Here is a 24,547-nt window from a genome sequence, read left to right on the forward strand (position 1 = left end):
CAAGTTTTTATCCGCACCCCCGGTGGGTCAGGTTTGCATGGAAATCAACAATCTAGCGTGCTTTTTGGAGTGCGTCATGTGCGGGTCGACCGAGCCGAAGGAGCTGCGTCGCGAGAACATCAAAAGGATCCTCTCCAAGACGCCGAGGTTGGCCGCGGAAATTCAGTCCACCGTTACCGTCGACGAAAATGGGGGCAAGACTTGGCACCCGGACATGGATCGCGTGCGCAATGTGGTCCTGAAGCTCGCGCGCGGCCATCTGCATTTCGAGCTCAGCGTTCAGGAGCGGGACGATCCCGATGTCTTTGAGATCGCGCCGCTTTCGGTCTTGACGGCCGAGAGCCGCGAATTCTTCGAGTGCCCTGAGCCGGGGCCCATGGCGGTCTGGCCAGAGCTGGGGTCCCGCGCTTTCCTCAGGGCGTTGCCTTTGAGAGGTCAGATGCCCGACGGCTGGCTGGATGTGCAGGAGGGGCGCTATCGCTATTTGGTTGGCCAAGGCCACGGGAACTACGCCCACATCGTGATTGGCGAGTATTTGGCTTGCTGGGTCGCATGGGGTTGAAAGCGGCGCGGGAGAGGCCGCCAGGAGAGGTGGGCCTCATCCCCACGGAGCGGCCGATGGCCGAGAAGGGAAGAACATGCAGTTCGAGGCCAGGTTCTACGAGACCTACAACATGTGCGATGTCGTCAGCGGATTTCTGAAGCAGCCGTTTGACCACCTGCTTTGGTTGGAAGGATTTCACTGCGACGAGCAATGGGCTGGCTGGCTCGCGCCCTATGAAAAGCGATCGGTGCTGCACTTGTTCATTGGATTCGTGATCCAAGGGGTGCACTCGGAGCAGGCTGACGACTTCGACATCGAGAAGCAAAAGTCGATCTATGCGAACTTCAAGGACATCCCGCCCGCGATCGCGGACTTGCAGCCGCACAAGTTGCCTATCGAGCACGCCTTCGAACACCATGGAATCGATCATCAGACCTTCTTCGAGTTCCTGAAGGACGAGGGCAAGAAGTTCGAGTCTGCCGATGCGGACGATATCTACGAATACATGAACGAGATTTGGATATCGGCCGCCTATGGAGAACTGATCGAGCAAACGGTGGACGAAGTCTTCCACGTTCTCTTTCAGAACCGCGAACTCATGATGATGTTCAATGTCTTCGCGTCGAGGATCCTGGAACTTGGCGATTGGGATCTGGCAGAAGACATTGATCGTTCGCTTTTAACGTCCAGTGGCAAGCTTGCGCGCGTGCGGCCTCCAAGTTGGGCGCGGCGAGCGGTGTTCTTCCGCGACCGCGGGCGTTGTGTGCTGTGCGATACAGATCTCACGGGTCTGCTGAACATCGACAACGTGGAGAACTACGATCACATCGTTCCGCTATCGAGCTGGGGCTTGAACGACATCACTAATTTGCAGTTGCTATGTGTGCGCTGCAATCAGCATGAGAAGCGCGACGGTGCTCCCGTTACATCCGGGCGGTATCAGTCTTGGTATCCCATGGATGACGGCGATTCTTGAAAATTGGGGCGAGACGCTTGGCCCAAGATCTCTGCCTCATAGGGCCTTGTCGATGAGCTGACCACGCGGCCAAGGCCTTGTGGTGAACCGCCCCGGGTCGGTTCAGATCCAGCCTACGCGTACCGCTGTTCGGCGATTGCAGCAAGACCGTTTGCAATAGCGTCTTCGATGTCCTCAAGCATCCGCTCGTCGATCGTCTTGATCAGCGCTCGTCGAATCCTGCTTTGAGCTTCCGGGCAGTCATCCATCAGGGCGGATAGCCATTCATTCAACCAAATATCGTCCTCGCCGTCTTGTAAACCCTTCGCAATGCGTGTACTCCACCGATCGTCAGTCGATAGGTCAGCAATATCTTCCAGGATTCGAATTTCCGTCGATTCCCGCTCGCCCTTCTCAAGGCCAAAATGCAGTGCCGGCGTTGACGGCAGTAGCTCATTGACGCCAGCATGTCGCTCATGCAGCTCAATGAAATCAGGCTGCGTTGTGAACACAAACCTAAAAGTGGTTTTGGGCCTAGAGTTACGAAGGCCGGAAATTGCGACACCTCTTTCTCCGATGGCCAGAGCAGCGAGGCTGACGCTGCCTTGGCTATCGATCAAGCTGATTAGATTTCGGCGGATACGTGTACGAAGTGCTTTCGACATATAGGGTAAGAATATGAGGGGAGCCCGTCTGCGGCTACCAGGCTAGCTGACGACGGAACTCGGGATGAAGGGAGGGGTCTTAGGCTCGATGTCCGGTTATGGCTTCGCGCGGTGGCAGGCCTTCCTAAGATCCAAATTTGTGGCTTTAGATGTTGTAGAAGGCGCATCAGTCAAGCGATACCTCCCGTTGCCTTGTGGTCCGGCGTTTCTAGCGCTAGGAATTGCTCGAGCTTTTGGTCTTCCAGCGCGCTGTGCCCGTCGTTGATCCAGCGTGTGTAGGTGTGCACAAACATATCTACCGTGTGCCCCATCTGCTGCGCTGCATAACCAAGGCGCTGGCCGGCCATCAGTCGCATCGTGGCGTTCGTGTGGCGGCATTGGTAGGGCTTGCGGTAGCGGATGCCCAGGCGTTTGATGGTCGGCGTCCAATACGACCGGCGGAAGGGGCGCTCGTCGACCCAGGGGCCACCGTCGTTGCGCGGGTCATCCCAAACGTGCTCTCCACGCAGATAGGTGTTGGCCTTCTGCGCCTTGAGTAGATCCAGAGCGCGCTGGGGTAGCTTGATCTGCCGATCCTTGTTCGTCTTGGTCGTCGCCTTGGACTTGCCGCGCACCATGACTTCGTGGATGTGGATCGTCCCCTGCCGAAGGTCGACCGAGCCCCACCGCAGACCATGCAACTCGGACGTCCGCAAGCCGGTGAGGAACCAGAACTCGCACATGGCTGCGACCTGTGGAGGGTAGTGCGACCACATGTCCGCCACGATCAGGCTGGCTTCTGCCTTGGAGAATGGGTCAGGCGTACCGGCCTGCCATGTGCGCCTCACCGGTTTGCCGGCCACCGGGTGATCAGGGATGAGCCGATCCCCAACAGCCAGATCCAGCGCCTGCTTTAGCACGCTGATGTAGTTGTTGGTTGTCTTGCCTGAACGGTGGGCCTTGCTGGCCAAGGCCGCCTTGACCTGCGACAGCACGAGGGCGTCAATAGGCACCTCTCCGATCAGTGGCATGTCCTGCCACGTCTGCCCCTCCAGGGGGGCAGCAGCCGGCGCCTTCTTCCAGAATCGCACGGCGGTGTCGTAACCCTCCGCAGTGGAGGGGGCCACGATCAGAGATGAGCGCCAGATGTCGAGCTGCTGCGCCACTGTGCGGCGCTTGGCTTGTTCGGCCTGCGCGGCGGCGAGCACCTCCACGTCGTCGGGGAAGTGTCGTGACATGTCGAAGACGCCGAGCTTGATCTCTGATTTGATCTCTTGGACCAGCCGCATCGCGGCTTTCATGTTGGGCCCGGTAGGCGCCATCACGATGCCGTCGAGCTTGTAGGTCTTCTTGTGGCGCGTGCCGTCCCGGGTTGTGAACGAAATTCGGATCGAGTTGCCGCGCTTTTCCACACCGGGGAGGCTCTTGATTGAGGTTTCCGTTTTCATTGCAGCCCCCGAACCCACTTCTGGAAGGCTTCGATGTCCACGTAGATCCGCTTGTCAGGGCCGACCACGATCTCGCGTCCTTCGCGCCAGATGCCTTCTTCGCGCTTGCGGCGAATGGCTTTCACCGAGAGGCCGGTCAACTCGGCAGCCTTTTTCACAGTCACGAATCCGGCTGCAGCGTCGACGGTCAGGGTTTGGGCCGCGCTCATCGGGTAAGCCCTTCGCTCCGTTGGCCCAGTGACCACTCAGGACGGCGCTTCACTCCGTCCTGGAGTTCTTCGACTTGCGCTTGCCACGGCGAACTAAATCCCTGGCGAGGTGATTCGAGCGCTGAACTGCAGCGCAAATTGCTGACTGCTGTGGAAACAGCAGTGCGCGACAGACGGACAGGAAGGATATGGCTAGAGAGGCCGGCCGATTTCTGGCATTCGTGCATGGTGATCCAAGGTTCAAAATCCCCGAGGGGAAAAGAACCGGGTCACCGTCCGTCGCAACTTTGCGCTCCTGATCCCCCTACCCAGAATTAGGGGATACGAACCGGATCTATCAATTTCCGACCGTCCATTGCCCCGGGAGATCTTGTTCGCCGGGCTCCGTCATGGATCAGGGGGCTACCCCTGATGTCGTCAGTGCACTAGTCAGTCCTTTCACTACATGCTGCGATCCGTGCACCCACATTGCCGCAACAGGTTCTTTTTCGCTCAAGGACGTCGCCAGTATCTGGATACATGGGTGAACTGGTCAAGAAATGCGAACTTGGGAAATCAAAGGCGTGACGCTTTTTTGCAACACTACCAGTTGGCGCCATCGGCTGCGTCTCGATCTGCTGGTCAAGTTGCCATGCGCAAGACGCGACATCAACCGAGTGACGTGTCCGCTTGTGCGGTTCGATTCGGCTACAAAGTTTATCGTTGCAGGCGAAAAATATATCTTGATCAGAGCTAAGAGTCACAAAACTCTTATTCATCATCGGATGTTGCTTTATTGCAACATGCTATTCGTGTCTTTACATTAACAAGCCGATGGAATAGCAAGTACAAAATAAACCATTGAGCAACATCACATATTTTTAGATAAGTCGTTGAGTCACTTCAGGTAACTCGCATTTGAGTGAATCTCATAACTCCGAAAAATCAAGAAGTCTTGGCGTTTCGGGTGGCTCGGAAAATCATTGATCCCGTCTAGACCGGTCGGCAGACTGCAATGCATCGACTGCATTCCGCGGTCGTACGACAGGATCAATCAATGGTTGTTTCACCCCACCGTCTGGGCTCGCCTCCGCCCGACACGCCCAAAGGCACATGGTTTTCCGCCATGCATTTGACGGCCTTTCGGAAGGTTCTCCGTTGTATCCAAAATGCGCTGAAACCCGCACTGCGAGCGGCTGAATCCGAACTCCTTCCCACTTCAACGATTCAAGCACTCGAGGAATCAAGGCTTCCATTTTTCCAAGCATCAATTGCTCATAGGAAAGAAGTCAGCGCACATCGTTTTTCGCGACCCAACACAAAGGAAGCGACAAACAGGGACACGAAGGGCGCAGTGGCATGACAACAGCCGAAACGCCAGATGAAGTTGCAGGGGTGCTGGAAGACGAGTCAGACGACCGTGTCTATTTCCAGATCTCCTTCTCAGGTCTGCGCTACGTGAACCAAAACGCTTGCGAGCGGGCGGTCGCAACGTACTTCGCACTCGCGGCAGGTGTCGACCACACGAACACCGAATACCCAAGGGCCTGCACCCACGGCGCCAAAGCCGTCGAGAACCGCACTGGGCTGAGTCGCAAGAGCAGCGTGCCTGAGCTTGTGGAAGAACTCCTCGGCATCAATGCGCTTCAGCGGCCACCCGCGGTTGCTGACTTGGAAGAGGCAAGCGCAAAGACCGCCGGGCATGCCGTCACTTGGTTGGTCGATCCCGAGCGCATCGACGACCTCGTCGACATCGACCAGCGCTTCCTGGACCCCTACCACGGGGCGGATAAGCGTCCTGTGCGGCGGAGTGTCAAGGGTGTGAATTCGGACTTCATGCGCATGATGTATGCCCAGGCCGGCCGTCGCGGGGGACGGCCCTTCACGGACGCCCTGCTGCTGTACTGCGCCTTGCTGTGGCACTTCGATCTGGAGCGCCATGCCGGTGTCGATCCCCGGCTGGCCTGCACCCTCATGTCGCCGTACAGCGGGGGTGGGCCGATCGGCGATCTCGAACATGTCATGCCGTTGTTCCGCAACGATCGGCATTGTCTGGTCCTGGTCCGGGAAGCCGGCTTCCCCCGCATCAGTGCTGAGTATGCGGACGAGCTGTTCAAAGACCTGCCCAGTCGTCGCCAAGAGGCGCCGGAAGATAGGGCTGCCGCCGCACTGGACGTGCTGAGGTCGCTCGGACTTGTCAGTGCCGCGCACGTGCTGTGGACCGCATCGCCCTTCACCGAACGCGACAGTGCGCCTCTAGCCACGCTGTATGTCAAGGGCGGCAGCACCTTCACGGACGGCCGGCACCTCCAGCATGAAATCGATGCCGTGGTGAAGGATACCGACACGATTGAAGGCAGCGCGCTGTATCCCAGGGCTGCGGAGGACGGCAAATCCGCGTTCTTCGGAAGCGGGATCTACCGGTACATCGTGCAGGAAAACGAGGTCGAGGCGTCGGTCGTGTTGACACAGCTGCGCCTCAAACACGTTGCCGACTCCGATTCGCACCGCGCTGGGCTCGTTGTCGAAAGTCTGCGTCGAGACGGGTATCTGGCGTACCTCCGGTCGATGGAGGTGGCATGACCTGTATTCGTCAGCACCTGCCTGGGCATGCACTATCCCCAACAGGTCTCGCTGCAGCGCTGCAGAAGCGGCTTCGCCCGCGATTCCTTTTTACGCCGGGTTCGTCGCGTGGACCACCGGATGCAGGCTTCATGAAACCGCCCGGAAGCCATAACACGGCATAACGCATAACCCATAACGGCCCATAACGCCGGACCAATAACAACCCATAACGCCATCGTTATGAAATCAGAAAGAAAGTACGACATGACTCAACTCAACCTCACCAAAGTCGCTGCCGCCATCCGACAAATCGAGGAAAACGGCCAGAAGGCGACGGTACGCGTGGTCAGCAAGCTCCTGAAGGCGGACACCAACAAAGTGAATGAACTCATGGGAGTCCTGAGGAACGCTCAACAAGCGATGATCGAAAGCAAAGCGGAGCTGGACCCGGATTTTGCGAAGGTGCTCGTCGTGCACATCGAGCAGGCGAAAACGAAGGCCAGCCAGCAGGCTGAGCTGCGCGCCCAGGCGGCGGAAGATGCGCTCAACGCGCTCGTCACCCACGTGCAGGAGTTGGACGCGAAGCTGGTTGCCAACGATGAAGAGCTGGCTGCGGCGCAGGCTTCGCTGCTCCGGTGCAAGGGGCAGCTGCAGGAGCGCGTTCGTGAGGTCGAAGAAGTGCGCCGCGATTGCGCTGCCAAGACCGCCGACGCCAATGCGCGATCGTCCCAGGCACTCGCGCAGGTGCAGTCACTGCGTCTCCATCTCGACCGCGCAAACCTGCTTCTGGGCACGATGCCCCGCCTCGAAGCTGCTCTGGAAGAAACCCAGCAACTCGCGAAAGCCGGACAGGAAGAACTCGCGCAAGCCCGGCAAGCGGCAGCCGTGGCGGACGCACTGGTGCAGCAGCTGACTGAACGCGCGCGAGATGCCGCCGTGCTTGAGCTCAGGACGGAGGCGCAACGCCAGCGTCTGCAGGACGAGCTGGAGAAGGCAACAGCCGCCGAGCGGCTGGCACGGCAGGAGGAGTGGCAGCTCTCTGCCAAGGTTTCTGCCCTGGAAGCGCGCTGTGCAGAGCAGATGATGGAGATTGCCAAGTTGCGCGAGGCCCAGAACGATGCCGGTGATGCCTCACCGGCATCCGTTCCATCGCCGCACGACCAGCGGCGCGCTGCCTGATCAGGCGGGGCTCAGCGGGTTCGCGCCTGCCGAGCCTCCTGCTCAGCGATCGTCCGGCTAAGTTCTTTGAGCGTCCCAGGCTTATAGAGCTTGATGTCCAGCTTCGCGAACTCCTGCTCGCAGGTGGGCACGCGGCCGGGCTCCGCCGGCTCGCAGCGCTTAGCTTGGATATCCGTGCATGGCGTGTTCATCAGCCTCACATTGATCCCGCCAGAGGCCAGTGCTGTGATGGACAGTTGATCAGGTTTGCCCCAGCCGGCTGTGGGCTTCTGGATCCACTTGAGCTCATCAGATAGAAATTCGCTCACGGCGCCGCTCGGGCGGATGACGCCCGCAATCATTCCGTTCGGAAACATGGCCTCAGGCCGATCGCCGAAACTGAACTCGGCAGTCTTCAGACCGCCCCGGAAGGGGCCGTAGGGGCGAACATCCACGATCGCCGCCACGCGCTGGCCTGGCTGACAGCTGTAGACGCCGGCGAACCGCCCTTCGACGGGGTGTGCGCCGACGACCTTTTGTTTGCACCGCCGCTCGATCTCCTGCGGGTTGCCCAGCGTGATCAGCGAGGTGCCCGCCGCGCACAGGTTGTAGTCCAGCCGTGCGCCGAAGCCAGCTTGCCAGGTGCTTGTTGACGAGAAGAGCCCGGGGTGCCCAGAGCCGAAGGTTTGCCCGAGCATCATGCCGATGAACCCGAGCACCGCCAGGCCGGCCAGGACGGGGGCGAGGCTGAATGCCAGGGCCAGCACGGGCAGCGCGAGGGATCCCCCGATCCAAGCCCAGGCCAGAGTGACCACCGCCAGCGCCATCATGCCCGGCCACCCAGGCTGCCCGATGCCGCCCACGAGGGCGGGCAGCACGCCTGCACCGATGATGCCGCCGATTAGGCCGGCGACGACGATGACGAACACCATGACCGCATTTGGAGAAGCGCTGCTCAGTACCGCCGTGCTGACTGCATCAGCGGCGCCGAGGGCGCCTTCGCCGCCAGTGCTGCGCACGGTTCCAGAGAAAACAGGTGCACGCATGCGCGGGTGGGCCCAGTCAAGCCGCAGTTTGACCGCGCGGCGGCTCCAGAAGGCCAGCGCGACGGACGCTGCGGCGTAGGTGATGAGAAGAATGGATGCGATCACGGACGAGCTCCCACAGTGGTTGAACAAGTGGCGAGCGAGGCGAGCTATCTGGCTGAAGTGAGCTGCGGGACGTCCCGAACCGATCCGTTGACTTGCGGGTCCGTGTCTTTCTGAGCGGCTGCCGCTGCCCGGGCCTCGAGATCACGCTGAGTCGCTCCCGTGGACACGGTGGTCGCGGCGTGTTGAGGTGTCGCCGTGGGCGGCGATGTTCTGGGCTGCGTCTGAGCAGTCTGCGCCCCTAAAGGGCCATTCAGCAGTAAGCCCGTCAACAGAAGGGCCGCGGCGGTTCTCAGGTCAGTCCAGTTGGATGGGGTCATCAGCGATAGGTATTGAGGGAAATGCTTGAAGTGGTACCAGTAGTGGCACCTCCAGTTTTCAAAGCATTTGCACCGACTCTAACACCGATGTATTTAATTAAGTGTGGTTTTTATGCATACGTAAACCGACCCTTATGGGATGGCAACAGCAAGCAAAAAAGTCATCCTCAGGGGCCGGCCCGTCGGCTCCAAATCGACCGATCCGACGATTGCAAAGGCCTTCGGCCAAGCGGTTGTTGTGTTGCGAACGTCCAAGGGTCTGTCGCAGGAAGCTGTTGGACTGGCGGCAGCCATCGGTCGCTCGAACATGTCGTCCATTGAGAACGGACGGACGGTTCCAAATCTTGTCGGCGTGGTCAAGATTGCAGCCGCACTGGGGTGCAGCCTGCCCGTGCTTTCGCGGGAGTTCGAGCGTGCCTACAAGGAGCTGCTCCAAGGTACAGAGGGTGACGGGCCGGCCAGGTGACCAGAGGTCGAATTGCCGCCTTCACCGGCCGGCCAGCCGGCCAGGTTTTTCTTGTACTGACGATGGGTGTGCCGCTACAGTGACGGTGGCGTTATTGCTCGCACCTGATTCAAAGGTATCCCGCGTTTTTCGCCTCACACACCACATGCCCCAGTTCTTCGACGCCCGGACTTCACCGCCTCAACAGGTGGTGCGTGAGAGCGGCCGGCCGGATTTCGCGGGCATAGCCGGAAGCTAGGTCACTCATTCCTCAGTTGGCGCGCCGTACTTGACGGCGTCATCGCGGACTTCGTTCGCCCCAACTGAGCGTTATGTATGACTGAAAACCTTTTTGAAACTACTGTCGGCGTGGCCGAGGTACTGCCGCTGTTCCAATGCCCCGATTGGCTGAGTGTTCGGCTCGACCCCGAACTCACGCGCGACGGAAGGCAACTGAGCGAACTGTTCCTCCGCTCGTGTGTGCTGATCCTGGGGCGAAGGCAACCGCGTCGAGCCACCGTCAACTGCGTGAAGGTGTGCGGCGCGCTCCACATCATGTTCGACTTCTCACCACGCCGTGGTGATCTCGAGCATGCGACCCTCACCAGCCTGTCCGAGGCCCTGCAGGAACTGCACAACAGGCGTTTCGCCGCCGAGATTCGCGAGGCCAAGCCGCAGGCGATGGAGGACGTGCCGGACTTCGATCTTCCTGCGGTCGAGGGCGATTTCGACCTGCTGGGACTGGTCACCGGGCCGCGTCAGTGCAACCCCGTCGATGTGTTCCGATTCGCCGAGAATGCCGAGCAGCTGGAACAGCGGGTCAAAGGGCGTGACGGCGATGCCGGCCGCAGAATCGCGCAGACCCTGGAGCGTCTCGCGCGCAGTGGTCTCAGCCGGCCCATGGCTTCGATCCCTGCTGGCTGGCAGCGCCGGCTCGATGCATTGGTAGAGAGCTTCCCAAATTTCGAGCAGGCGATCGAGACTGCGATTCGTCCACACATCGCGCTGTGCTCGGAGGGACTTCCCCATCGGCTGGCGCCCATCTTGCTGGTGGGCGGTCCGGGCATCGGCAAAACGCGCTTCGCCAACGCGCTGGCTGATCTTCTGGGCACGCCGCCGCCCTTGTTCCTGTCGGTCGCGGCGGAGACGAACTCCAGCACGATCGCGGGCTCAAGCACTTTTTGGTCGAATTCCTCGCCCGGCCAGCTGTTCGAGTCGCTTGCGTGGGGCCGAGCCGGGCATGCGCCTGTGGCCAATGGCCTGGTGGTCCTCGATGAAATCGACAAGGCCAACACCATCGGGTACAGCGCGCTTGGGCCGTTGTATTCGTTACTGGAAGAGCACACAGCAAAGCACTTCGTCGACCAGTCGCTGCCAGATCTGGAGTTCGACGCCAGCCACCTTAGGATCGTCGCGACTGCCAACGACCTGAGCGAGGTGCCGGCCCCGCTGCGTTCGCGGATGCTGGTGTTCCACATCGCGCAGCCATCGCCGACGCAACTCAACACGATCGCCCGGGAAATTCTGTCCGAGCTGATTCGCAAGATGAGGGTGCAGTTCTCGGTGGAGCTGCCTGCTGCGCTGGACCGTCAGATTGCTGGCATGAGCCCGCGATCCATCAAGCTCTCGATGGAGATCGCATTCGCGCGTGCTGTGATGGCGCAACGGGATCATCTGAACGCAGAGGACTGGCCGGCACTCCGCATGGACGGTGCTCAGCACCGTCGCGCGGCAATGGGCTTCACGTCGAGCTGACGTGTGCTGGCGGGCGGCGCGCAACTGCCCGTCAACGCCAATCGGCGCGCTGGGCGTTGTGGTTACCCGAGGTTCAAACCTCTGTTGATGGAGGCGCAGGGTGGTCGTCCAGCGGAAGCAAGATGTCAACTTGGGTATTGCCCGGGATTTGCGGAACCTTTTCCGCTTTCGGCGGCAAGCCGAACGCCGCGCGATCTTGATCACGCTCCAGCTCGTGTGGGATCGCTGCTGCAAGCACGGCCTGTTTGGTCATGATCCATTTGCCAATAATGATTGCCTGGCGCGTACTGCGTTTGCGCTCTGCGTCGCACTGCTTCGCGAGCAGTTGAGATCGTCTGTTTTTGAGCTGCTGCAGTTTGATGTCAATCGACTGGATGTTGTTGGGTGTCATGGCCGTTCCTGGATACGTTTGCTCAGTACAGTGTATGAATTGGCGAGCCATCCGTGGGGCTGCGCGGTAGTGATTGCCCCTGTTCATTTGGCCTTTGTCGCGAATGGCTGTTGGATAAGAGGCGCGGACGGCTTGTCCCAAAGGGCGCACTTAGAGTATTCCCGCGCTGCGGGAATACGTGCGGTCAGGGCTGCGCCCCGACACCCTTGAGGAACTGCGAATGGCTATTTTTCATTTGAGCGCACGCGCACCCATTGCTCGCGGCAGCGGTCGCTCTGCGACGGCTGCCGCGGCCTATCGCGCCGGCGTATTGATCACCGATCTGCGCACCGGCCAGGTCTTTGACTATCGCCGGCGCAAGGGCGTGCTTGACGCGCGCATTCACCTGCCGGGCGGCCGGTTTGTGCGGGATCGCGAGAAATTCTGGAACGACCTGGAGCTGCACCACCGCCGGAGTGATGCCGTGCTCGCGCGCGAAGTTGTGCTCGCACTTCCCAACGAGCTGGATGCCGACGAGCGCGCCGCGTTGGCTTTCGGCTTCTCCCGAGACATCGCCACCGAGTTTGGTGTCGGAGTGGATTGCGCCTTGCACGCGCCATCCCGCGGCGGTGATGACCGAAATTTTCACGCACACTTGCTCCTGACCGCATGCACGGTCGATGCCGACGGCGGGCTCGGCAAAAAGGCAGAGAGGCTCGATCCCATCGCCTGCAAGCGAAGTGGCGCAGCGGACTCCGTGTCATGGCTGCGGCCACATTGGCAGCTTTCGGTCAACGCTGCGCTGGCCCGCAAGGGATCTGCCGAGCGCGTTGACCACAGAAGCTTCAAGGATCGAGGTATTGAGCGGTTGCCCGCCGTGCACATTGGCATCAAGGGTGCTTCAGCTCGGAGGCGAGCCAGCCTCAACGCGCGTCTGCGACGGCGGAATGCGCGGCTGGAGGCTCTTGACGAGCAGATGGGCAAACTGATGCGGATGAAAGCACGCTTGGCTGCGCGGATCGAGCCAAAGCCAGGCGACCAGCGTCCGGTGCGTGTTGTCGACGACCAAGCGTCCGACTTGCTGCTGTGGCGACGCCGCCCTCAGCCGAAGGTGCCAAAGGGCGCAGTTTCTGCGCGTCTGGCGAAGCCTGAAGGCCTGGAAGCCAGCCGCCAACCGGACAACACCTGGAACGGCTCTCGGCCGGCCCGGCGACGCCCGGGACGCTGAAACCGAAGGGCGTTCCACGGTTCAGCGCGATCCCCACGCTCGCGAGTGAATGCGTGGTTGTAGAATGCATGCATCGAATGCATTCGAGGTGATCGCCATGGCTATGCTGACAGTTCGCAACCTTTCCGAGGAAGTGCACCGTGCTCTGCGCGTCCGTGCTGCCCAGCACGGCCAGAGCATGGAGGCCGAGGTGCGCGAGATTTTGGAGTCAGCGATCAGCCCCAAGGGGCGCGTGAAGCTGGGCTCGCTCTTGGCTGACATGGGCCGCCAAGCCAAGCTGAGCGATGAAGAGTTTGCTGTATTCGAGCAGGTGCGCGACAAGACACCTGCACGCCCGGTGAGCATCGAATGATTCTGCTCGACACCAACGTGATGTCGGAGCCACTCCGACAGGCGCCGGAGCCCCGGGTGATCGAGTGGATCGACGCCCAGGCGATGGAGACCTTGTTCCTTTCCGCCATCACGGTGGCAGACCTACGAGCGGGTGTTGCCCTACTGCCGGCCGGCAAGCGTCGGGCAGGCTTGCAAGAGAACTTGGAAAAGCGTGTATTACCCCTGTTCGCCGGCCGTGTATTGCCGTTCGACTTGGCCTGCACCCAGGCCTATGCGGCGCTGATGGCTAAGGCCCGCAGCGCTGGCTTGGCCGTGGCCACGGCCGATGGCTACATCGCGGCGATCGCGGCGGCCAACGGGTTCGCTGTCGCGACCCGAGACGTCAGCCCGTTCGAGGCCGCAGGTATTACTGTCATTAATCCGTGGCAGGCGTAAGTACATGCATAAGCGGGTGGAGTTTTATTTGATTGCTTCTGCTGGACGAACTGTAGAAGCTATCCAGGAAAGAAAACAAATGGCTCTTGCTTGGTCATGCCCGGAGCTTTAAGAAATTACAAGATAGGACGTACATCGATGGCAACAAACGGCACAAACAACAATGGCAGTAATCTCGGGTTTGAGGCGGAGATGTTTAAAGCAGCCGACAAGCTGCGCGGCAACATGGAGCCCTCTGACTACAAGCACGTCGCGCTCGGGCTCATCTTTCTAAAGTACATCTCCGACGCCTTCGAGGCCAAGCACAAGGCCCTGCTGGCCGAAGATGCGCAGGCCGCGGAGGACAAGGACGAGTACCTTGCCGACAACGTTTTCTGGGTGCCGAAGGAGGCGCGCTGGTCGCACCTGCAGGCCAATGCCAAGCTGCCCACCATCGGTACTTTGGTCGATGACGCAATGCGCGCCATCGAGAAGGACAACGAGTCGCTCAAAGGTGTGTTGCCCAAGGACTACGCTCGCCCCGCGCTCAACAAGGTGATGCTGGGTGAGTTGATCGACCTGATCTCCGGCATTGCGCTCAATGAGGAAGGCAGCCGATCCAAGGACATCCTCGGGCGGGTGTATGAGTATTTCCTAGGCCAGTTCGCCGGAGCCGAAGGCAAGCGTGGTGGCGAGTTCTACACGCCTCGCTCCGTGGTGCGCGTGTTGGTCGAGATGCTGGAGCCTTACTGCGGCCGCGTGTACGACCCGTGCTGCGGCTCGGGCGGGATGTTCGTGCAGTCGGAAAAGTTCGTGACCGAGCACGGTGGCCGCATCGGCGACATCGCGATCTATGGGCAAGAGTCGAACTACACCACGTGGCGGCTGGCCAAAATGAACTTGGCGGTGCGGGGCATCGACTCCGACATCCGCTGGAACAACGAGGGCAGCTTCCACAAGGACGAACAGCGCGATCTCAAGGCCGATTACATCCTTGCCAATCCGCCATTCAACATCTCTGACTGGGGCGGCGACCGCCTGCGTGAAGACGTGCGCTGGAATTTCGGTGCACCGCCCGTGGGCAACGCAAACTACGCGTGGCTTCAGCACATTTACCACCACCTCGCACCCAACGGCACGGCGGGCGTGGTGCTGGCCAACGGATCGATGAGCTCCAACCAATCCGGCGAAGGTGACATCCGCAAGGCGATGCTTGAAGCCAATGCTGTGGATTGCATGGTGGCACTACCTGGGCAGCTTTTCTACTCCACGCAGATTCCCGCTTGCCTGTGGTTTCTGGCCCGCAACAAGAATCCCGGCAAGGGCCTGCGCGACCGGCGCGGGCAGGTGCTGTTCATCGACGCACGCAAATTGGGCGTGCTGGTAGATCGCACCCGGCGCGAACTCACGCACGAAGAAATCCAGAAGATCGCCGACACCTACCACGCTTGGCGCGGTGAAGATGGCGCGGGCGAATACGCTGACGTGGCGGGCTTCTGCAAATCAGCATCAATGGACGAAATCCGCAAGCACGATCATGTGTTGACGCCGGGGCGCTATGTCGGCGCGTCCGAACAGGAAGACGACGGCGAGCCGTTCGAGGAAAAAATGCTGCGACTCTCTGCGGTGTGGCGCGAACAGCGGGCAACAGCGGCCAAGCTGGATGCGGCGATTGAGGTCAACCTGAAGGAGCTTGGGTATGGCGAATGATTGGCTGATTCGCTCCCTTGGAGATGTATTGAACTTTGCAAATGGCAAAACAAGTCCAGAAAGAACCAATGATGGCAAGTATTGTGTTTTTGGCTCGAATGGCCCAATTGGGCAATCGGAGTTCAAGAACGCCCCAAAGGACACAATTATCGTCGGGCGCGTTGGTTCGTATTGCGGCTCAACATTCTTCTCAAAACTCGAATGTTGGGTAACAGATAACGCGATACGCGCAAATGCCAAAGAAGGAAGTGATGCACGTTTTGCATATTACCTGCTCCAAACTTTGAACTTGAACGAGCGTCGCGCTGGTTCAGGTCAGCCACTCCTGAATCAATCAATTCTTTCTTCGATTGATGTAGTGGTGCCACCACCTGAAGAACAACGCGCCATTGCCCACATCATCGGCACACTGGACGATAAGATCGAACTCAACCGTCGTGCGAACGAAACACTGGAAGCGGCAGCACTCGCCTTATTCAAGGGGTGGTTCGTGGACTTCGAGCCGGTGCGTGCCAAGCTGGAAGGCCGCTGGCAACCCGGCCAATCCTTGCCCGGCCTGCCCGCGCACCTCTACGACCTCTTTCCTGACCGGTTCGTCGAATCGGAGTTGGGCGAGGTTCCAGAAGGGTGGGAACACATTCCGTTTGGTTCGTTGCTGGAAAGCACAATCGGCGGAGACTGGGGGAAAGACGCTCCAGAAGATGACCACAATCAAGTCGTCTCCATAATTCGCGGAACAGATTTTCCTGATGTTTCGTCAGGCGGCATCGGGAAGGTGCCGACTCGATACACGTCTGCCAAAAAACTCGCCTCTCGTCAGTTGCAGGCTGGCGATATCGTTCTGGAAATTTCTGGAGGTAGTCCAACACAGCCAACAGGTCGCTCCATCTTTATTTCGGAATCGACCCTCGAGCGGTTTAGTAACGCTGTTGTCTGCGCCAGCTTCTGTAGGCGCTTCCAGCCCAAGAACAGAGGTCTCGGCGCGCTTGCCTTCATGCATCTGCAGCATCTTTATGCCGCAGGTGGAACTTGGAAATACCAAAATCAAAGCACGGGAATCGCAAATTTTCAGACCACTCGCTTCCTAGAGTCTGAGATGGTTGCCATGCCATCGGCGGTATTGTTGAATTTCTTCGCAGCCCAGGCACAGTCATTGCTCGAAAAAATGTCGAGCAATGAAAATCTTGCATTGGTCAAATTGCGCGACACGCTGTTGCCCAAGGTAATCTCCGGCGAACTGCGCGTTCACGATGCCGAGCGCATCCTCGGGGCTTGACCAGATGAAGCTTCAGCTCGACGCCAACAATTATGAGGCCTGTCCACCATACAACGAATGGTTGGATGACCGGTACTCAGAGCAGTCGGGCGAAACACTCGACATTCTTGGTTATCAGCCAAGGCCAAGCTTTGTCCTTTTCACCATGAGTGCGGACACTTATGAAGCCACATTTTCTGATTTTACGCAACAGCGCGAAGAAGTAATAAAAGAATCTGTATGCAATCACTTTCCATCACCGATTGCCTACTATTTCTACCGATTCGAGAACGGGTACGAAAGTGATCTGCAGCGCCTTCACTTTCTCCGAGACACCTGGGAGTCGGTCATCGACATCTTGCACGCGCTCGCCGTGGCGGAATGCCGTCATCGAAATATCCAGGTCTTAGATCCGCTGAAGTTTAAGGATTTGTTCACCGACAGTGTTGCAAAAAGACTCGAGAACATAGAGGTAATAACTACCCAACTGAGTGCCGCAGGAATTTTGCCAGCCGTCGCAAAAATATCGCCGGCGGTGACGCTCGCAGCGATGAAGGAGCTCAACCAGTCTCGAAATGCCTTCTCTCATAGCGCGGCGCAGTCTGAGGCGCAGGCACGGAGTTGGATAAGCGAATGCTATGTAGACGTCGTGGAAGTTCTTGCAGAGCTGGATAGCCTGGAAGACGTACAAATCGTTCGGTACTTGAGTCAAGTTGATGGAACAACTCTGAGATGTGAAATTTTTAGAGGACACAGTTCTACTAGGACAATTCAGAATATCAAGATTAGTCATCAGCAAATGATTGACTCTGCGAAATACTTCCAGAAAGGGCAGATGCTAGTGCTTGCTGATGGATTAATTTTTGGGCTTCGCCCGATGGTTTTTTTTCGCGAGGACGGTGTGGGTCACACGACTCGTCTGTGCATCTTTAGAAAGACACGAGGGGAAGATCCCGACCGGCGGCTTGAGTACGAAGTTATTGGTGAAGCCACACGTCACGAAGAAAGTCGAAAAAACTTCGCAACAGAAATAAACGAGTTGCGGGGAATTTTTGGATTGGGGGCTGAATAGAAATGTACGAATCCAGATTCGCAGGGGAACAATGATGGCTTTTCTATCTGAGGCCGCCGTCGAGCAGGCGTTGCTGGATCAGCTGCGAGCTCTCGATTACATCGTCGAACGCGAGGAGGACATCGGCCCAGATGGACACCGACCGGAGCGTGAGAGTCATGATGAGGTCGTGTTCAAGAAACGATTTGAGGATGCCGTTGCGCGCTTGAACCCTGGTTTGCCATTGGAGGCGCGTCAGGATGCAGTAGGGCTCGTGATGCAGTCCGAACTGCCATCGCTGCTCGAAGAGAACCGCCGTCTTCACAAACTGATGACGGAAGGCGTGGACGTTGAGTATTACGCCGACGACGGCACGCTGACGGCAGGCAAGGTCGTGCTCATCGACTTCGAACACCCAGAGCAGAACGACTGGTTGGCGGTGAGCCAATTCGTGGTGATCAACGGCCAGAACAACCGGCGGCCCGATGTGGTGGTGTTTGTGAACGGCTTGCCACTGGGCGTCATCGAGCTGAAAGCGCCGGGTAGCGCCGGGGCGCATTTGCTGGGCGCGTTCAACCAGCTGCAGACCTACAAGAAGCAGATTCCGGCGCTGTTCAACACCAACGCGCTGCTGGTCACCTCGGATGGCATTGCAGCCCGGGTGGGTTCACTCTCGGCAGACCTTGAGCGCTTTATGCCATGGCGTACCACCGACGGCACGGAAGTTGCCCCGAAAGGCGCACCTGAACTTTCGACACTGATCGAGGGCGTGTTCGAGCATCGCCGTCTGCTCGATCTGCTCTGTCACTTCACGGTCTTCGGCGAAACCGGTTCCGGGCTGGCCAAGATCATTGCGGGCTACCACCAGTTCCATGCAGTCCGGCATGCAGTGGCATCGACTGTTCGTGCTTCGATGGCCGTGCAGGGTGTGGCAGAGGACCTTGCTGACTACGGTTTGCCAAGTGTAAACACTCAACTCCAAGGTGATAGGCGCGCGGGCGTGATATGGCACACCCAAGGCTCCGGTAAAAGTCTGCTGATGGCGTTTTACGCCGGGCAACTGGTCAAACACCCGGCAATGACCAACCCGACGTTGGTGGTGCTAACTGACCGGAACGACCTTGACGATCAGCTTTTCTCGACTTTTTCGCTGTGCCGAGACCTGATCCGCCAGACGCCGGTGCAAGCCGAGAGCCGAGAAGACCTGCAGAAAGTGTTGAGCCGAGCATCGGGCGGCGTGATTTTTACGACCCTGCAGAAGTTCGGCGAGATCGCGGAGCCACTAACAACGCGCCGCAATGTGGTCGTCATCGCGGATGAAGCACACCGTAGTCAATATGGTTTCAAAGCTAAGGTGGACGCCAAGACCGGAGAAATCTCATACGGTTTTGCCAAGTACATGCGCGACGCCCTGCCAAACGCATCCTTCATCGGCTTTACGGGCACACCCATCGAGGCGGACGACGTCAACACGCCGGCAGTGTTCGGAAACTACATCGACGTTTACGACATCAGCCGTGCTGTCGAGGATGGCGCGACCGTGCCTATCTACTATGAGTCACGGCTGGCGCGCATCGAACTCAACGAGGACGAGAAGTCAAAGATCGACGCCGAGGTTAATGAATTGACCGAGGAGGACTCCGAGGCCGAACAGGAACGCTTCAAGCAGAAGTGGTCAACGGTCGAAGCCTTGGTTGGCAGCCGCGACCGCCTTGGTCTGGTGGCGAAGGATATGGTCGCCCACTTCGAGGATCGCGTGGCCGCTCTCGACGGCAAGGCGATGGTGGTATGCATGAGCCGCCGAATTTGCGTCAAGCTCTACGATGAGATCGTCAAGCTGCGGCCAGATTGGAACAGCACCGATGACAACGCGGGCGCTGTCAAGATCGTGATGACGGGGGCTGCTAGCGACCCGGAGGAATGGCAGCAGCACATTGGTAATAAGGCCCGGCGCGATTTGCTGGCCAAACGCGCCCGCGATCCCAAAGACCCGCTCAAGTTGGTGATCGTGCGTGACATGTGGCTCACCGGTTTTGATGCGCCCTGCATGCACACGATGTATGTGGACAAGCCGATGAAAGGCCACGGGCTGATGCAGGCGATTGCGCGCGTTAACCGTGTGTTCCGCGACAAGCCCGCTGGGCTGATCGTGGACTACATCGGCATTGCGCAAAACCTCAAATCGGCCCTGCAGCAGTATTCAAAGAATGACCAGGAAAATACCGGCGTCGACGAAGCGCAGGCTATCGCGGTGATGATGGAAAAGTACGAGGTCGTGCGGGATATGTATCACGGCTACGACTACGTCTCCGCGATGAGTGGCACGCCACAGGAACGCCTGGCGATGATGGCGGGGGCCATTGAGTGGATTCTCGATCTGCAACAGAAGCTGGCGGAGAAGGAGAAAACAGCGGAGGGGAAGAAGAACTCACATCGTCGATACCAAGACGCCGTGTTGGCGTTGTCCAAGGCATTCGCCCTTGCATCCGCCTCTGACGAAGCCCGGGGCATTCGGGAGGAAGTCGGCTTCTTCCAGGCAATCCGTGCCGCACTGGTTAAGAGCAGTACGGGTTCCGGGGTGACCCAGCTAGAGCGCGAGTTGGCCATCCAACAAATCGTCAGCCGTGCGGTGGTCTCGACCGAGATCGTGGACATCCTGGCCGCTGCGGGCATCAAGAGCCCAGACATCTCCATCCTGTCGGACGAGTTCCTTGCAGAAGTGCAACAGATGAAGCGCAAGAATCTTGCGTTGGAGGCGTTGCGCAAACTCATCAACGACGGAATTCGTTCGCGCAGCAAGACGAACGTGGTTCAGACCAAGGTATTTTCAGAGCGACTGGAAGATGCCGTGGCGCGGTACCACGCCAACGCCATTACCACCGCCGAGGTCTTGCAAGAGCTCATTGGGCTTGCCAAGGACATTCGCGCTGCCCGTCAGCGCGGCGAAGATTCTGGATTGTCAGATGAGGAGATCGCGTTCTACGACGCACTTGCTGAGAGCGAAAGCGCGGTGCAAATGATGGGTGACGAAAAGCTGCGGCTGATCGCACATGAACTGCTTGTAAGCCTGCGTGAGAATGTGTCGGTGGATTGGGCGCATCGAGATTCGGCCCGTGCCCGGATGCGGGTGTTGGTAAAGCGCATCCTTCGGAAATATGGCTATCCGCCCAATTTGCAGGACGCTGCCGTGCAGACTGTGCTACAGCAGGCTGAAGCCTTGTCTGCATATTGGAGCGATGCACGCAGTACGTTTGTACGGGTTGCCAATCACATCTGATTTACAAGGGGAGGGTTCGATGAAGCTGACAAAAGTTCGCGTCCAAAACTATCGGTCCGTCGAGGACAGCGGGGAATTTGAGATCGGCGACCTCACGTGCCTTGTCGGCAAGAATGAGGCGGGCAAGACGGCGCTGCTGAGCGCGATGCGCGGCTTGAAGCCTTCGCAGCCTTTTGAATTCGATGAGCCCATCGACTACCCCCGGCGCTTCTCAACTCGATTTGATGACCGCCATGAAGATGGAACGGCAGAGGTGATCCGAACATGGTGGCGACTTGAAGCTGCTGACATCGCCGCAGTAGAAAGGCGCTTTGGGGCAGGCGTGTTGAAGGGTGACACGTTCCAAGCCCACTTTGGATTTCGATACGATGACGACAACCGAATCTGGGTGATAGAGATCGACAGCGCCAAGGTGCTAGAAAACATGCTGACCAAACATGCACTCGACGCGCCAGAGCGAAACGTCCTGCATGGCGTGGTGGATGGACCAGCAGCAGATAAGGCATTGACGGGCTTGGCCGAGCGAACGCCAAAGCAGGAGGCGCTTCTGCAGGACATCAAGAAGTGCAGGGATTCCAGCTTCTCCAAGGGCGTGATCGATGTTTTGTCAGCAAGGCAGCCCAAGTTCTTCTTCACCTCCCACTTCGAGCGCATGTCGGGCATGGTCTCTATTCAGAAGCTCCAGCAGGACAAGCAAAACAAGACGGTTTCAGTCGGCGACCAGATTTTCCTAGCGTTCTTGGAATATGCGGGAACGACGCTTGAGGAGCTGCTTGAAGCCGACCGCCGGGAGACCTTGAAGGCCACTTGCGAGGCGGCGAGCAACGAGATCACCGAGGAAATCTTCCAGTTCTGGAGCCAGAACAACGCATTGGAAGTGGTCATCGACATCGACAGTGGAAAGGCCAAGGACCCAGCTCCGTTCAACACGGGCACCGTGGCGGAAATTCGGATTAAAAACAACAATCACAAGGCGACGCTGCCATTGTCCGAGCGCAGCGCGGGCTTTGTTTGGTTCTTCTCTTTCCTCGCCCAGTTCAAGCAGTTGAGAAAAACTCCGGGCAACGGCAATGCCATCATTTTGTTGGACGAACCGGGCCTGACCCTGCACGGCAAGGCCCAAGGTGATTTGCTGCGCTACATCGTCGAGCGGCTGCTGCCGGATCACCAAGTCATCTTCACCACCCACTCGCCTTTCATGGTGCCGATGGACCGCCTCGCCGATGTTCGCATCGTGGAGGACGTGGTCATGGAGAAGCCAGGCAAGCGTCCGGAAGTTAAGGGGACAAAAGTTCGATCCGACGTGCTGGAGGTCAACGAAGACACGCTCTTCCCGCTCCAAGGCGCGTTGGGCTACGAGGTGACCCAATCGCTGTTCATCGGCGCCAACACTTGGTTGGTAGAAGGCCCGTCGGACATCCTCTATCTGCAGGTTTTGTCGCAAGCATTGACCAAGCGCCGTCGCGTTGGGCTCGACCCGAAGTGGACGTTGTGCCCCTCGGGCGGCATCGACAAAATCGCTCCGTTCGTGAGGCTGTTCGGCGGCAATAGGATCAACATCGCGGTGCTCTCGGACATCGCCAATGGGGACAAAACCAAGATCGAAAACTTGAAGAAGGCTGACATCCTGAAAGCTGGACATTTCTACACATGTGCGGACTTCACAAGCCAGACCGAGTCGGATGTAGAGGATCTGTTCGATGCCGACCTCTTCGTCGAGATGCTCAATGGAGCCTACAAGCCGCCAGCGGCCAATGCGGTGACGAAGGATGCGTTGATGGCGGCGGCGCCAACCTCGCGCATTGTCAAGAAGGCGGAAGCACTGTTCAAGCTGATGCCCGCGACGGTCGCCGAGTTCGACCACTTTGGTGCGTCTCGTTGGCTCTTGGAAAGCCCGTCTGTGTTGGACGCAGATACGCCCGCGGTTCGGGCGACGCTCGACCGATTCGAGGAAGTCTTCAAAGCCTTCAATCAGCTGCTGGACTAGGATTGCGGTACATGTCGAGTAGGCTCAAGCCATGGCTCGACGGTCGCCGGATGGGAGGAGTATCAAAAGCCTTCGACTAACAGAAAGCCTCTCCAGTTGGGGGCAATCCTGGGGACACCGCCGGGGCAGCGGGGGTAGCGGAGGGGCATCTCCCTAGGACGGGCGGTTGAGAAGTGCCCCGGAAAACCCCTTGATACCCCCCATTCCGGTTCGAGCCCCATCAGCCACCCCAGATAAAACAAACCCGCCAGTGCTGCGAAGCGCTGGCGGGTTTTGTCTTTGGGCGCCGCCCGCAAGCAAGCTGCGCATGCCCAGGGCCGCCGCCGCGCCTGCCGCCGTACGGTCAGGCGCTGGGCGCCAGGTGCCTGTCGTCAGCCCAATCTTGGCGGTGCTGCCCGGGTTCTTTCCGCATCGAGCCGGCCCAGGCGCAGCTGCAGCGCCTCGTGGTCGGCGGGTGTGAGGTCCATGAAGCTGCAGCCGAAATGCAGCTGCTCGCCCGCCAGGAACGAGCGGAAAGCACGGCGCGAGCGCACTTCGAGGTCCACCACCAGGGGGCTGGCGCCGTGGCCCAGTTCCACGCGCACGCGCCGCAGCTGCTGGCTGGGCATGAGCAGGCGGCCTTCGTGCGCCGAGGAGCGCAGGCCGAGGCCGCCGATGGACACGTCGTCCACGCCCATGGAGAAGCTCTCGCCGTACAGCATGAACTCGGCGCGAAAGGGCTGGCCGAGTGGGGTCTCCAGGCGCGGAAAGCGGCGCCGCTGCAGGTGCACGATCTGGTCCGGAAGCGCGGCCACCAGCTGCAGCGGGGCACCGGGTGCGGCGTCGGCCCAGCGGCCACTGGCACGGAACTGCAGCGCAATGCCCAGGGGCATGGAGACCAGCAGCACGGAGCCCGGCTCCGGCTGGGGAGCAAGCGCACCCTTGACCTCGATCAGGAGTTCGCCGGCCTGGGGCCGCACCTCGGTGATGCGGCCGGACAGGAAGGCTTCGCCCGCAGAGGGGTACAAGCACACCAGATCCCCGTCATCGGCCAGGGCCTGCAGTGCCATGGCGATGTAGTGCGGGTCGGTGACGCGAAAGGGCCGGGTGTCCACATCGGCACCAATCGGTGCGATCACCGGCAGGGCCGATTCGGCGCGGGGCAGGGGGGCGGGATTTTTCTTGAGGAATGGAAGCATGTCTGCCATGTTCATGTGGGGCCATGACACAGGCTGGTCGTCGGGCAGGCGGGCTGCGGGCGCCGCCTGCGCCGCGCAAGCCGGCGTGCGAGGATGATAGCCGCATCCACCCGCGCTGCCCGCGCCAGCCACCTTTTCGGGTCATGGCGCCGCCGCGGGCCGGGTGCTAGAGTGCTCCTCATCCGAGGGGCGAGCCCCTCATGGGGGTGAGGGGCGTGAACACGAGGATGGTCGTCTGCACGGTGGTGGCGCTGGGCTTCGCGGTGGTGGCCGGGGGCAGTGCGCTCTACCACTACGCGGTGGTCCTGCCCGCCGAGCAGGCGCACCTGGACACCCTGGACGCCCAGCAGCGCGCCGAAGTCCATGCCCGCGAGGTGGACCGCACCGTCAGCTATGCGCGCTGCCTCGAGGCCGTGGGCTCGGGTGCCCGGGCCCGCAAGGCGGACCACTGCCAAAAGCTCGGGCAGGCCACGGGCTGCGAGCTGCCCCAGGATGCGGAGACGGCCCTGGGCCGGCAGCGCGAGCGCGGCGAGGTGCAGTGCTTCAACGAGGCGAAGATCGGCTTGTAGCGGTA

Annotated in this window: 21 protein-coding genes; 15 read left to right on the top strand and 6 right to left on the bottom strand. The window is 59.5% G+C overall.

Going from position 1 to position 24,547, the window contains the following annotated elements; genetic code table 11:
- Positions 1-562: hypothetical protein (locus PMI14_RS30655; RefSeq protein ID WP_238541934.1), on the top strand; the 562-nt coding region annotated here is incomplete at its 5' end.
- 76 nt (positions 563-638) lie between these two features.
- Positions 639-1,520 carry an HNH endonuclease gene (locus PMI14_RS30660; protein WP_007861148.1) on the top strand — a complete coding sequence of 294 codons (882 nt, stop codon included), beginning with the start codon at positions 639-641 and terminating at the stop codon, positions 1,518-1,520.
- Positions 1,521-1,633: 113 nt separating this feature from the next.
- On the opposite strand, the gene PMI14_RS30665 is transcribed toward PMI14_RS30660, so the two are convergent.
- The 3 genes from PMI14_RS30665 to PMI14_RS30675 all read right to left on the bottom strand — a co-directional run bounded on the left by PMI14_RS30665 (position 1,634) and on the right by PMI14_RS30675 (position 3,800).
- Positions 1,634-2,119, bottom strand: a complete 486-nt coding sequence (locus PMI14_RS30665; protein ID WP_146187926.1) for a hypothetical protein — start codon at positions 2,117-2,119, stop codon at positions 1,634-1,636.
- 215 nt (positions 2,120-2,334) lie between these two features.
- Positions 2,335-3,591 (bottom strand): tyrosine-type recombinase/integrase, encoded by a 1,257-nt coding sequence (locus PMI14_RS30670; RefSeq protein ID WP_007861150.1) that lies wholly within the window; start codon positions 3,589-3,591, stop codon positions 2,335-2,337.
- Positions 3,588-3,800 (bottom strand): hypothetical protein, encoded by a 213-nt coding sequence (locus tag PMI14_RS30675; protein ID WP_007861151.1) that lies wholly within the window; start codon positions 3,798-3,800, stop codon positions 3,588-3,590. The genes PMI14_RS30670 and PMI14_RS30675 overlap by 4 nt, the downstream gene beginning before the upstream one ends.
- Positions 3,801-5,138: 1,338 nt before the next feature.
- Here PMI14_RS30675 and PMI14_RS30680 point away from each other — a divergent pair.
- The gene (locus PMI14_RS30680) at positions 5,139-6,362 is read left to right on the top strand and encodes a hypothetical protein (protein ID WP_007861155.1); all 1,224 of its coding nucleotides are present in this window, start codon (positions 5,139-5,141) and stop codon (positions 6,360-6,362) included.
- A 246-nt stretch (positions 6,363-6,608) separates the two neighbouring features.
- On the top strand, positions 6,609-7,523 hold the full coding sequence (locus PMI14_RS30685; RefSeq protein WP_035206353.1) for a hypothetical protein: 915 nt from the start codon (positions 6,609-6,611) through the stop codon (positions 7,521-7,523).
- 11 nt (positions 7,524-7,534) lie between these two features.
- Here PMI14_RS30685 and PMI14_RS30690 read toward each other — a convergent pair whose 3' ends face one another.
- Positions 7,535-8,653: a hypothetical protein gene (locus PMI14_RS30690; protein WP_007861163.1), complete on the bottom strand. Its 1,119-nt coding sequence runs from the start codon at positions 8,651-8,653 to the stop codon at positions 7,535-7,537.
- A gap of 456 nt (positions 8,654-9,109) precedes the next feature.
- Here PMI14_RS30690 and PMI14_RS34510 point away from each other — a divergent pair, with 456 nt between their 5' ends.
- Complete coding sequence (locus tag PMI14_RS34510) at positions 9,110-9,436, top strand: helix-turn-helix domain-containing protein (RefSeq protein WP_081497445.1); 327 nt, start codon at positions 9,110-9,112, stop codon at positions 9,434-9,436.
- Between the two features lie 315 nt (positions 9,437-9,751).
- Positions 9,752-11,170, top strand: a complete 1,419-nt coding sequence (locus PMI14_RS33870) for an AAA family ATPase (protein WP_007861164.1) — start codon at positions 9,752-9,754, stop codon at positions 11,168-11,170.
- Positions 11,171-11,243: 73 nt separating this feature from the next.
- Here PMI14_RS33870 and PMI14_RS35190 read toward each other — a convergent pair whose 3' ends face one another.
- On the bottom strand, positions 11,244-11,561 hold the full coding sequence (locus PMI14_RS35190) for a hypothetical protein (protein ID WP_007861165.1): 318 nt from the start codon (positions 11,559-11,561) through the stop codon (positions 11,244-11,246).
- Positions 11,562-11,781: 220 nt separating this feature from the next.
- On the opposite strand from PMI14_RS35190, the gene PMI14_RS34515 reads away from it, so the two are divergent.
- The 8 genes from PMI14_RS34515 to PMI14_RS30730 all read left to right on the top strand — a co-directional run bounded on the left by PMI14_RS34515 (position 11,782) and on the right by PMI14_RS30730 (position 22,795).
- Positions 11,782-12,768: a MobA/MobL family protein gene (locus PMI14_RS34515; protein ID WP_007861173.1), complete on the top strand. Its 987-nt coding sequence runs from the start codon at positions 11,782-11,784 to the stop codon at positions 12,766-12,768.
- A gap of 97 nt (positions 12,769-12,865) precedes the next feature.
- Positions 12,866-13,120 carry a hypothetical protein gene (locus tag PMI14_RS30705; protein WP_007861174.1) on the top strand — a complete coding sequence of 85 codons (255 nt, stop codon included), beginning with the start codon at positions 12,866-12,868 and terminating at the stop codon, positions 13,118-13,120.
- Positions 13,117-13,536 (top strand): type II toxin-antitoxin system VapC family toxin, encoded by a 420-nt coding sequence (locus PMI14_RS30710; protein ID WP_007861176.1) that lies wholly within the window; start codon positions 13,117-13,119, stop codon positions 13,534-13,536. The genes PMI14_RS30705 and PMI14_RS30710 overlap by 4 nt, the downstream gene beginning before the upstream one ends.
- Positions 13,537-13,674: 138 nt before the next feature.
- A complete protein-coding gene (locus PMI14_RS30715; RefSeq protein WP_007861178.1) occupies positions 13,675-15,225 on the top strand; it encodes a class I SAM-dependent DNA methyltransferase in 1,551 nt (516 codons plus the stop codon).
- Positions 15,215-16,501, top strand: coding sequence for a restriction endonuclease subunit S (locus PMI14_RS34520; RefSeq protein ID WP_007861181.1), 1,287 nt, complete (start codon positions 15,215-15,217; stop codon positions 16,499-16,501). Before PMI14_RS30715 ends, PMI14_RS34520 begins: the two co-directional genes overlap by 11 nt.
- 4 nt (positions 16,502-16,505) lie before the next feature.
- Complete coding sequence (locus PMI14_RS35195) at positions 16,506-17,552, top strand: hypothetical protein (protein ID WP_157405918.1); 1,047 nt, start codon at positions 16,506-16,508, stop codon at positions 17,550-17,552.
- Positions 17,553-17,586: 34 nt separating this feature from the next.
- Positions 17,587-20,808, top strand: coding sequence for a type I restriction endonuclease subunit R (locus PMI14_RS30725; protein WP_035206369.1), 3,222 nt, complete (start codon positions 17,587-17,589; stop codon positions 20,806-20,808).
- A 19-nt stretch (positions 20,809-20,827) separates the two neighbouring features.
- A complete protein-coding gene (locus tag PMI14_RS30730) occupies positions 20,828-22,795 on the top strand; it encodes an ATP-dependent endonuclease (protein ID WP_007861184.1) in 1,968 nt (655 codons plus the stop codon).
- 371 nt (positions 22,796-23,166) lie between these two features.
- Here the strand turns inward: PMI14_RS30730 and PMI14_RS30735 are convergent, their stop codons facing one another.
- On the bottom strand, positions 23,167-23,973 hold the full coding sequence (locus tag PMI14_RS30735; protein WP_157405919.1) for a flagellar brake protein: 807 nt from the start codon (positions 23,971-23,973) through the stop codon (positions 23,167-23,169).
- A 215-nt stretch (positions 23,974-24,188) separates the two neighbouring features.
- On the opposite strand from PMI14_RS30735, the gene PMI14_RS30740 reads away from it, so the two are divergent.
- Complete coding sequence (locus PMI14_RS30740; RefSeq protein ID WP_146187928.1) at positions 24,189-24,542, top strand: hypothetical protein; 354 nt, start codon at positions 24,189-24,191, stop codon at positions 24,540-24,542.
- The last annotated feature ends 5 nt before the right edge of the window (positions 24,543-24,547 follow it).

It is taken from the genome of Acidovorax sp. CF316 (genome assembly GCF_000276605.1).
GTDB lineage: Bacteria > Pseudomonadota > Gammaproteobacteria > Burkholderiales > Burkholderiaceae_C > Acidovorax.

Excerpts from the sequence above, each read along its gene's own strand:
- PMI14_RS30660 (WP_007861148.1), top strand. The coding sequence starts at position 639 with ATGCAGTTCGAGGCCAGGTTCTACGAGACCTACAACATGTGCGATGTC.
- PMI14_RS30670 (WP_007861150.1), bottom strand. The coding sequence starts at position 3,591 with ATGAAAACGGAAACCTCAATCAAGAGCCTCCCCGGTGTGGAAAAGCGC.
- PMI14_RS30675 (WP_007861151.1), bottom strand. The coding sequence starts at position 3,800 with ATGAGCGCGGCCCAAACCCTGACCGTCGACGCTGCAGCCGGATTCGTG.
- PMI14_RS30680 (WP_007861155.1), top strand. The coding sequence starts at position 5,139 with ATGACAACAGCCGAAACGCCAGATGAAGTTGCAGGGGTGCTGGAAGAC.
- PMI14_RS30685 (WP_035206353.1), top strand. The coding sequence starts at position 6,609 with ATGACTCAACTCAACCTCACCAAAGTCGCTGCCGCCATCCGACAAATC.
- PMI14_RS34510 (WP_081497445.1), top strand. The coding sequence starts at position 9,110 with ATGGCAACAGCAAGCAAAAAAGTCATCCTCAGGGGCCGGCCCGTCGGC.
- PMI14_RS33870 (WP_007861164.1), top strand. The coding sequence starts at position 9,752 with ATGACTGAAAACCTTTTTGAAACTACTGTCGGCGTGGCCGAGGTACTG.
- PMI14_RS35190 (WP_007861165.1), bottom strand. The coding sequence starts at position 11,561 with ATGACACCCAACAACATCCAGTCGATTGACATCAAACTGCAGCAGCTC.
- PMI14_RS34515 (WP_007861173.1), top strand. The coding sequence starts at position 11,782 with ATGGCTATTTTTCATTTGAGCGCACGCGCACCCATTGCTCGCGGCAGC.
- PMI14_RS30705 (WP_007861174.1), top strand. The coding sequence starts at position 12,866 with ATGGCTATGCTGACAGTTCGCAACCTTTCCGAGGAAGTGCACCGTGCT.
- PMI14_RS30710 (WP_007861176.1), top strand. The coding sequence starts at position 13,117 with ATGATTCTGCTCGACACCAACGTGATGTCGGAGCCACTCCGACAGGCG.
- PMI14_RS30715 (WP_007861178.1), top strand. The coding sequence starts at position 13,675 with ATGGCAACAAACGGCACAAACAACAATGGCAGTAATCTCGGGTTTGAG.
- PMI14_RS34520 (WP_007861181.1), top strand. The coding sequence starts at position 15,215 with ATGGCGAATGATTGGCTGATTCGCTCCCTTGGAGATGTATTGAACTTT.
- PMI14_RS35195 (WP_157405918.1), top strand. The coding sequence starts at position 16,506 with ATGAAGCTTCAGCTCGACGCCAACAATTATGAGGCCTGTCCACCATAC.
- PMI14_RS30725 (WP_035206369.1), top strand. The coding sequence starts at position 17,587 with ATGGCTTTTCTATCTGAGGCCGCCGTCGAGCAGGCGTTGCTGGATCAG.
- PMI14_RS30730 (WP_007861184.1), top strand. The coding sequence starts at position 20,828 with ATGAAGCTGACAAAAGTTCGCGTCCAAAACTATCGGTCCGTCGAGGAC.
- PMI14_RS30735 (WP_157405919.1), bottom strand. The coding sequence starts at position 23,973 with ATGCTTCCATTCCTCAAGAAAAATCCCGCCCCCCTGCCCCGCGCCGAA.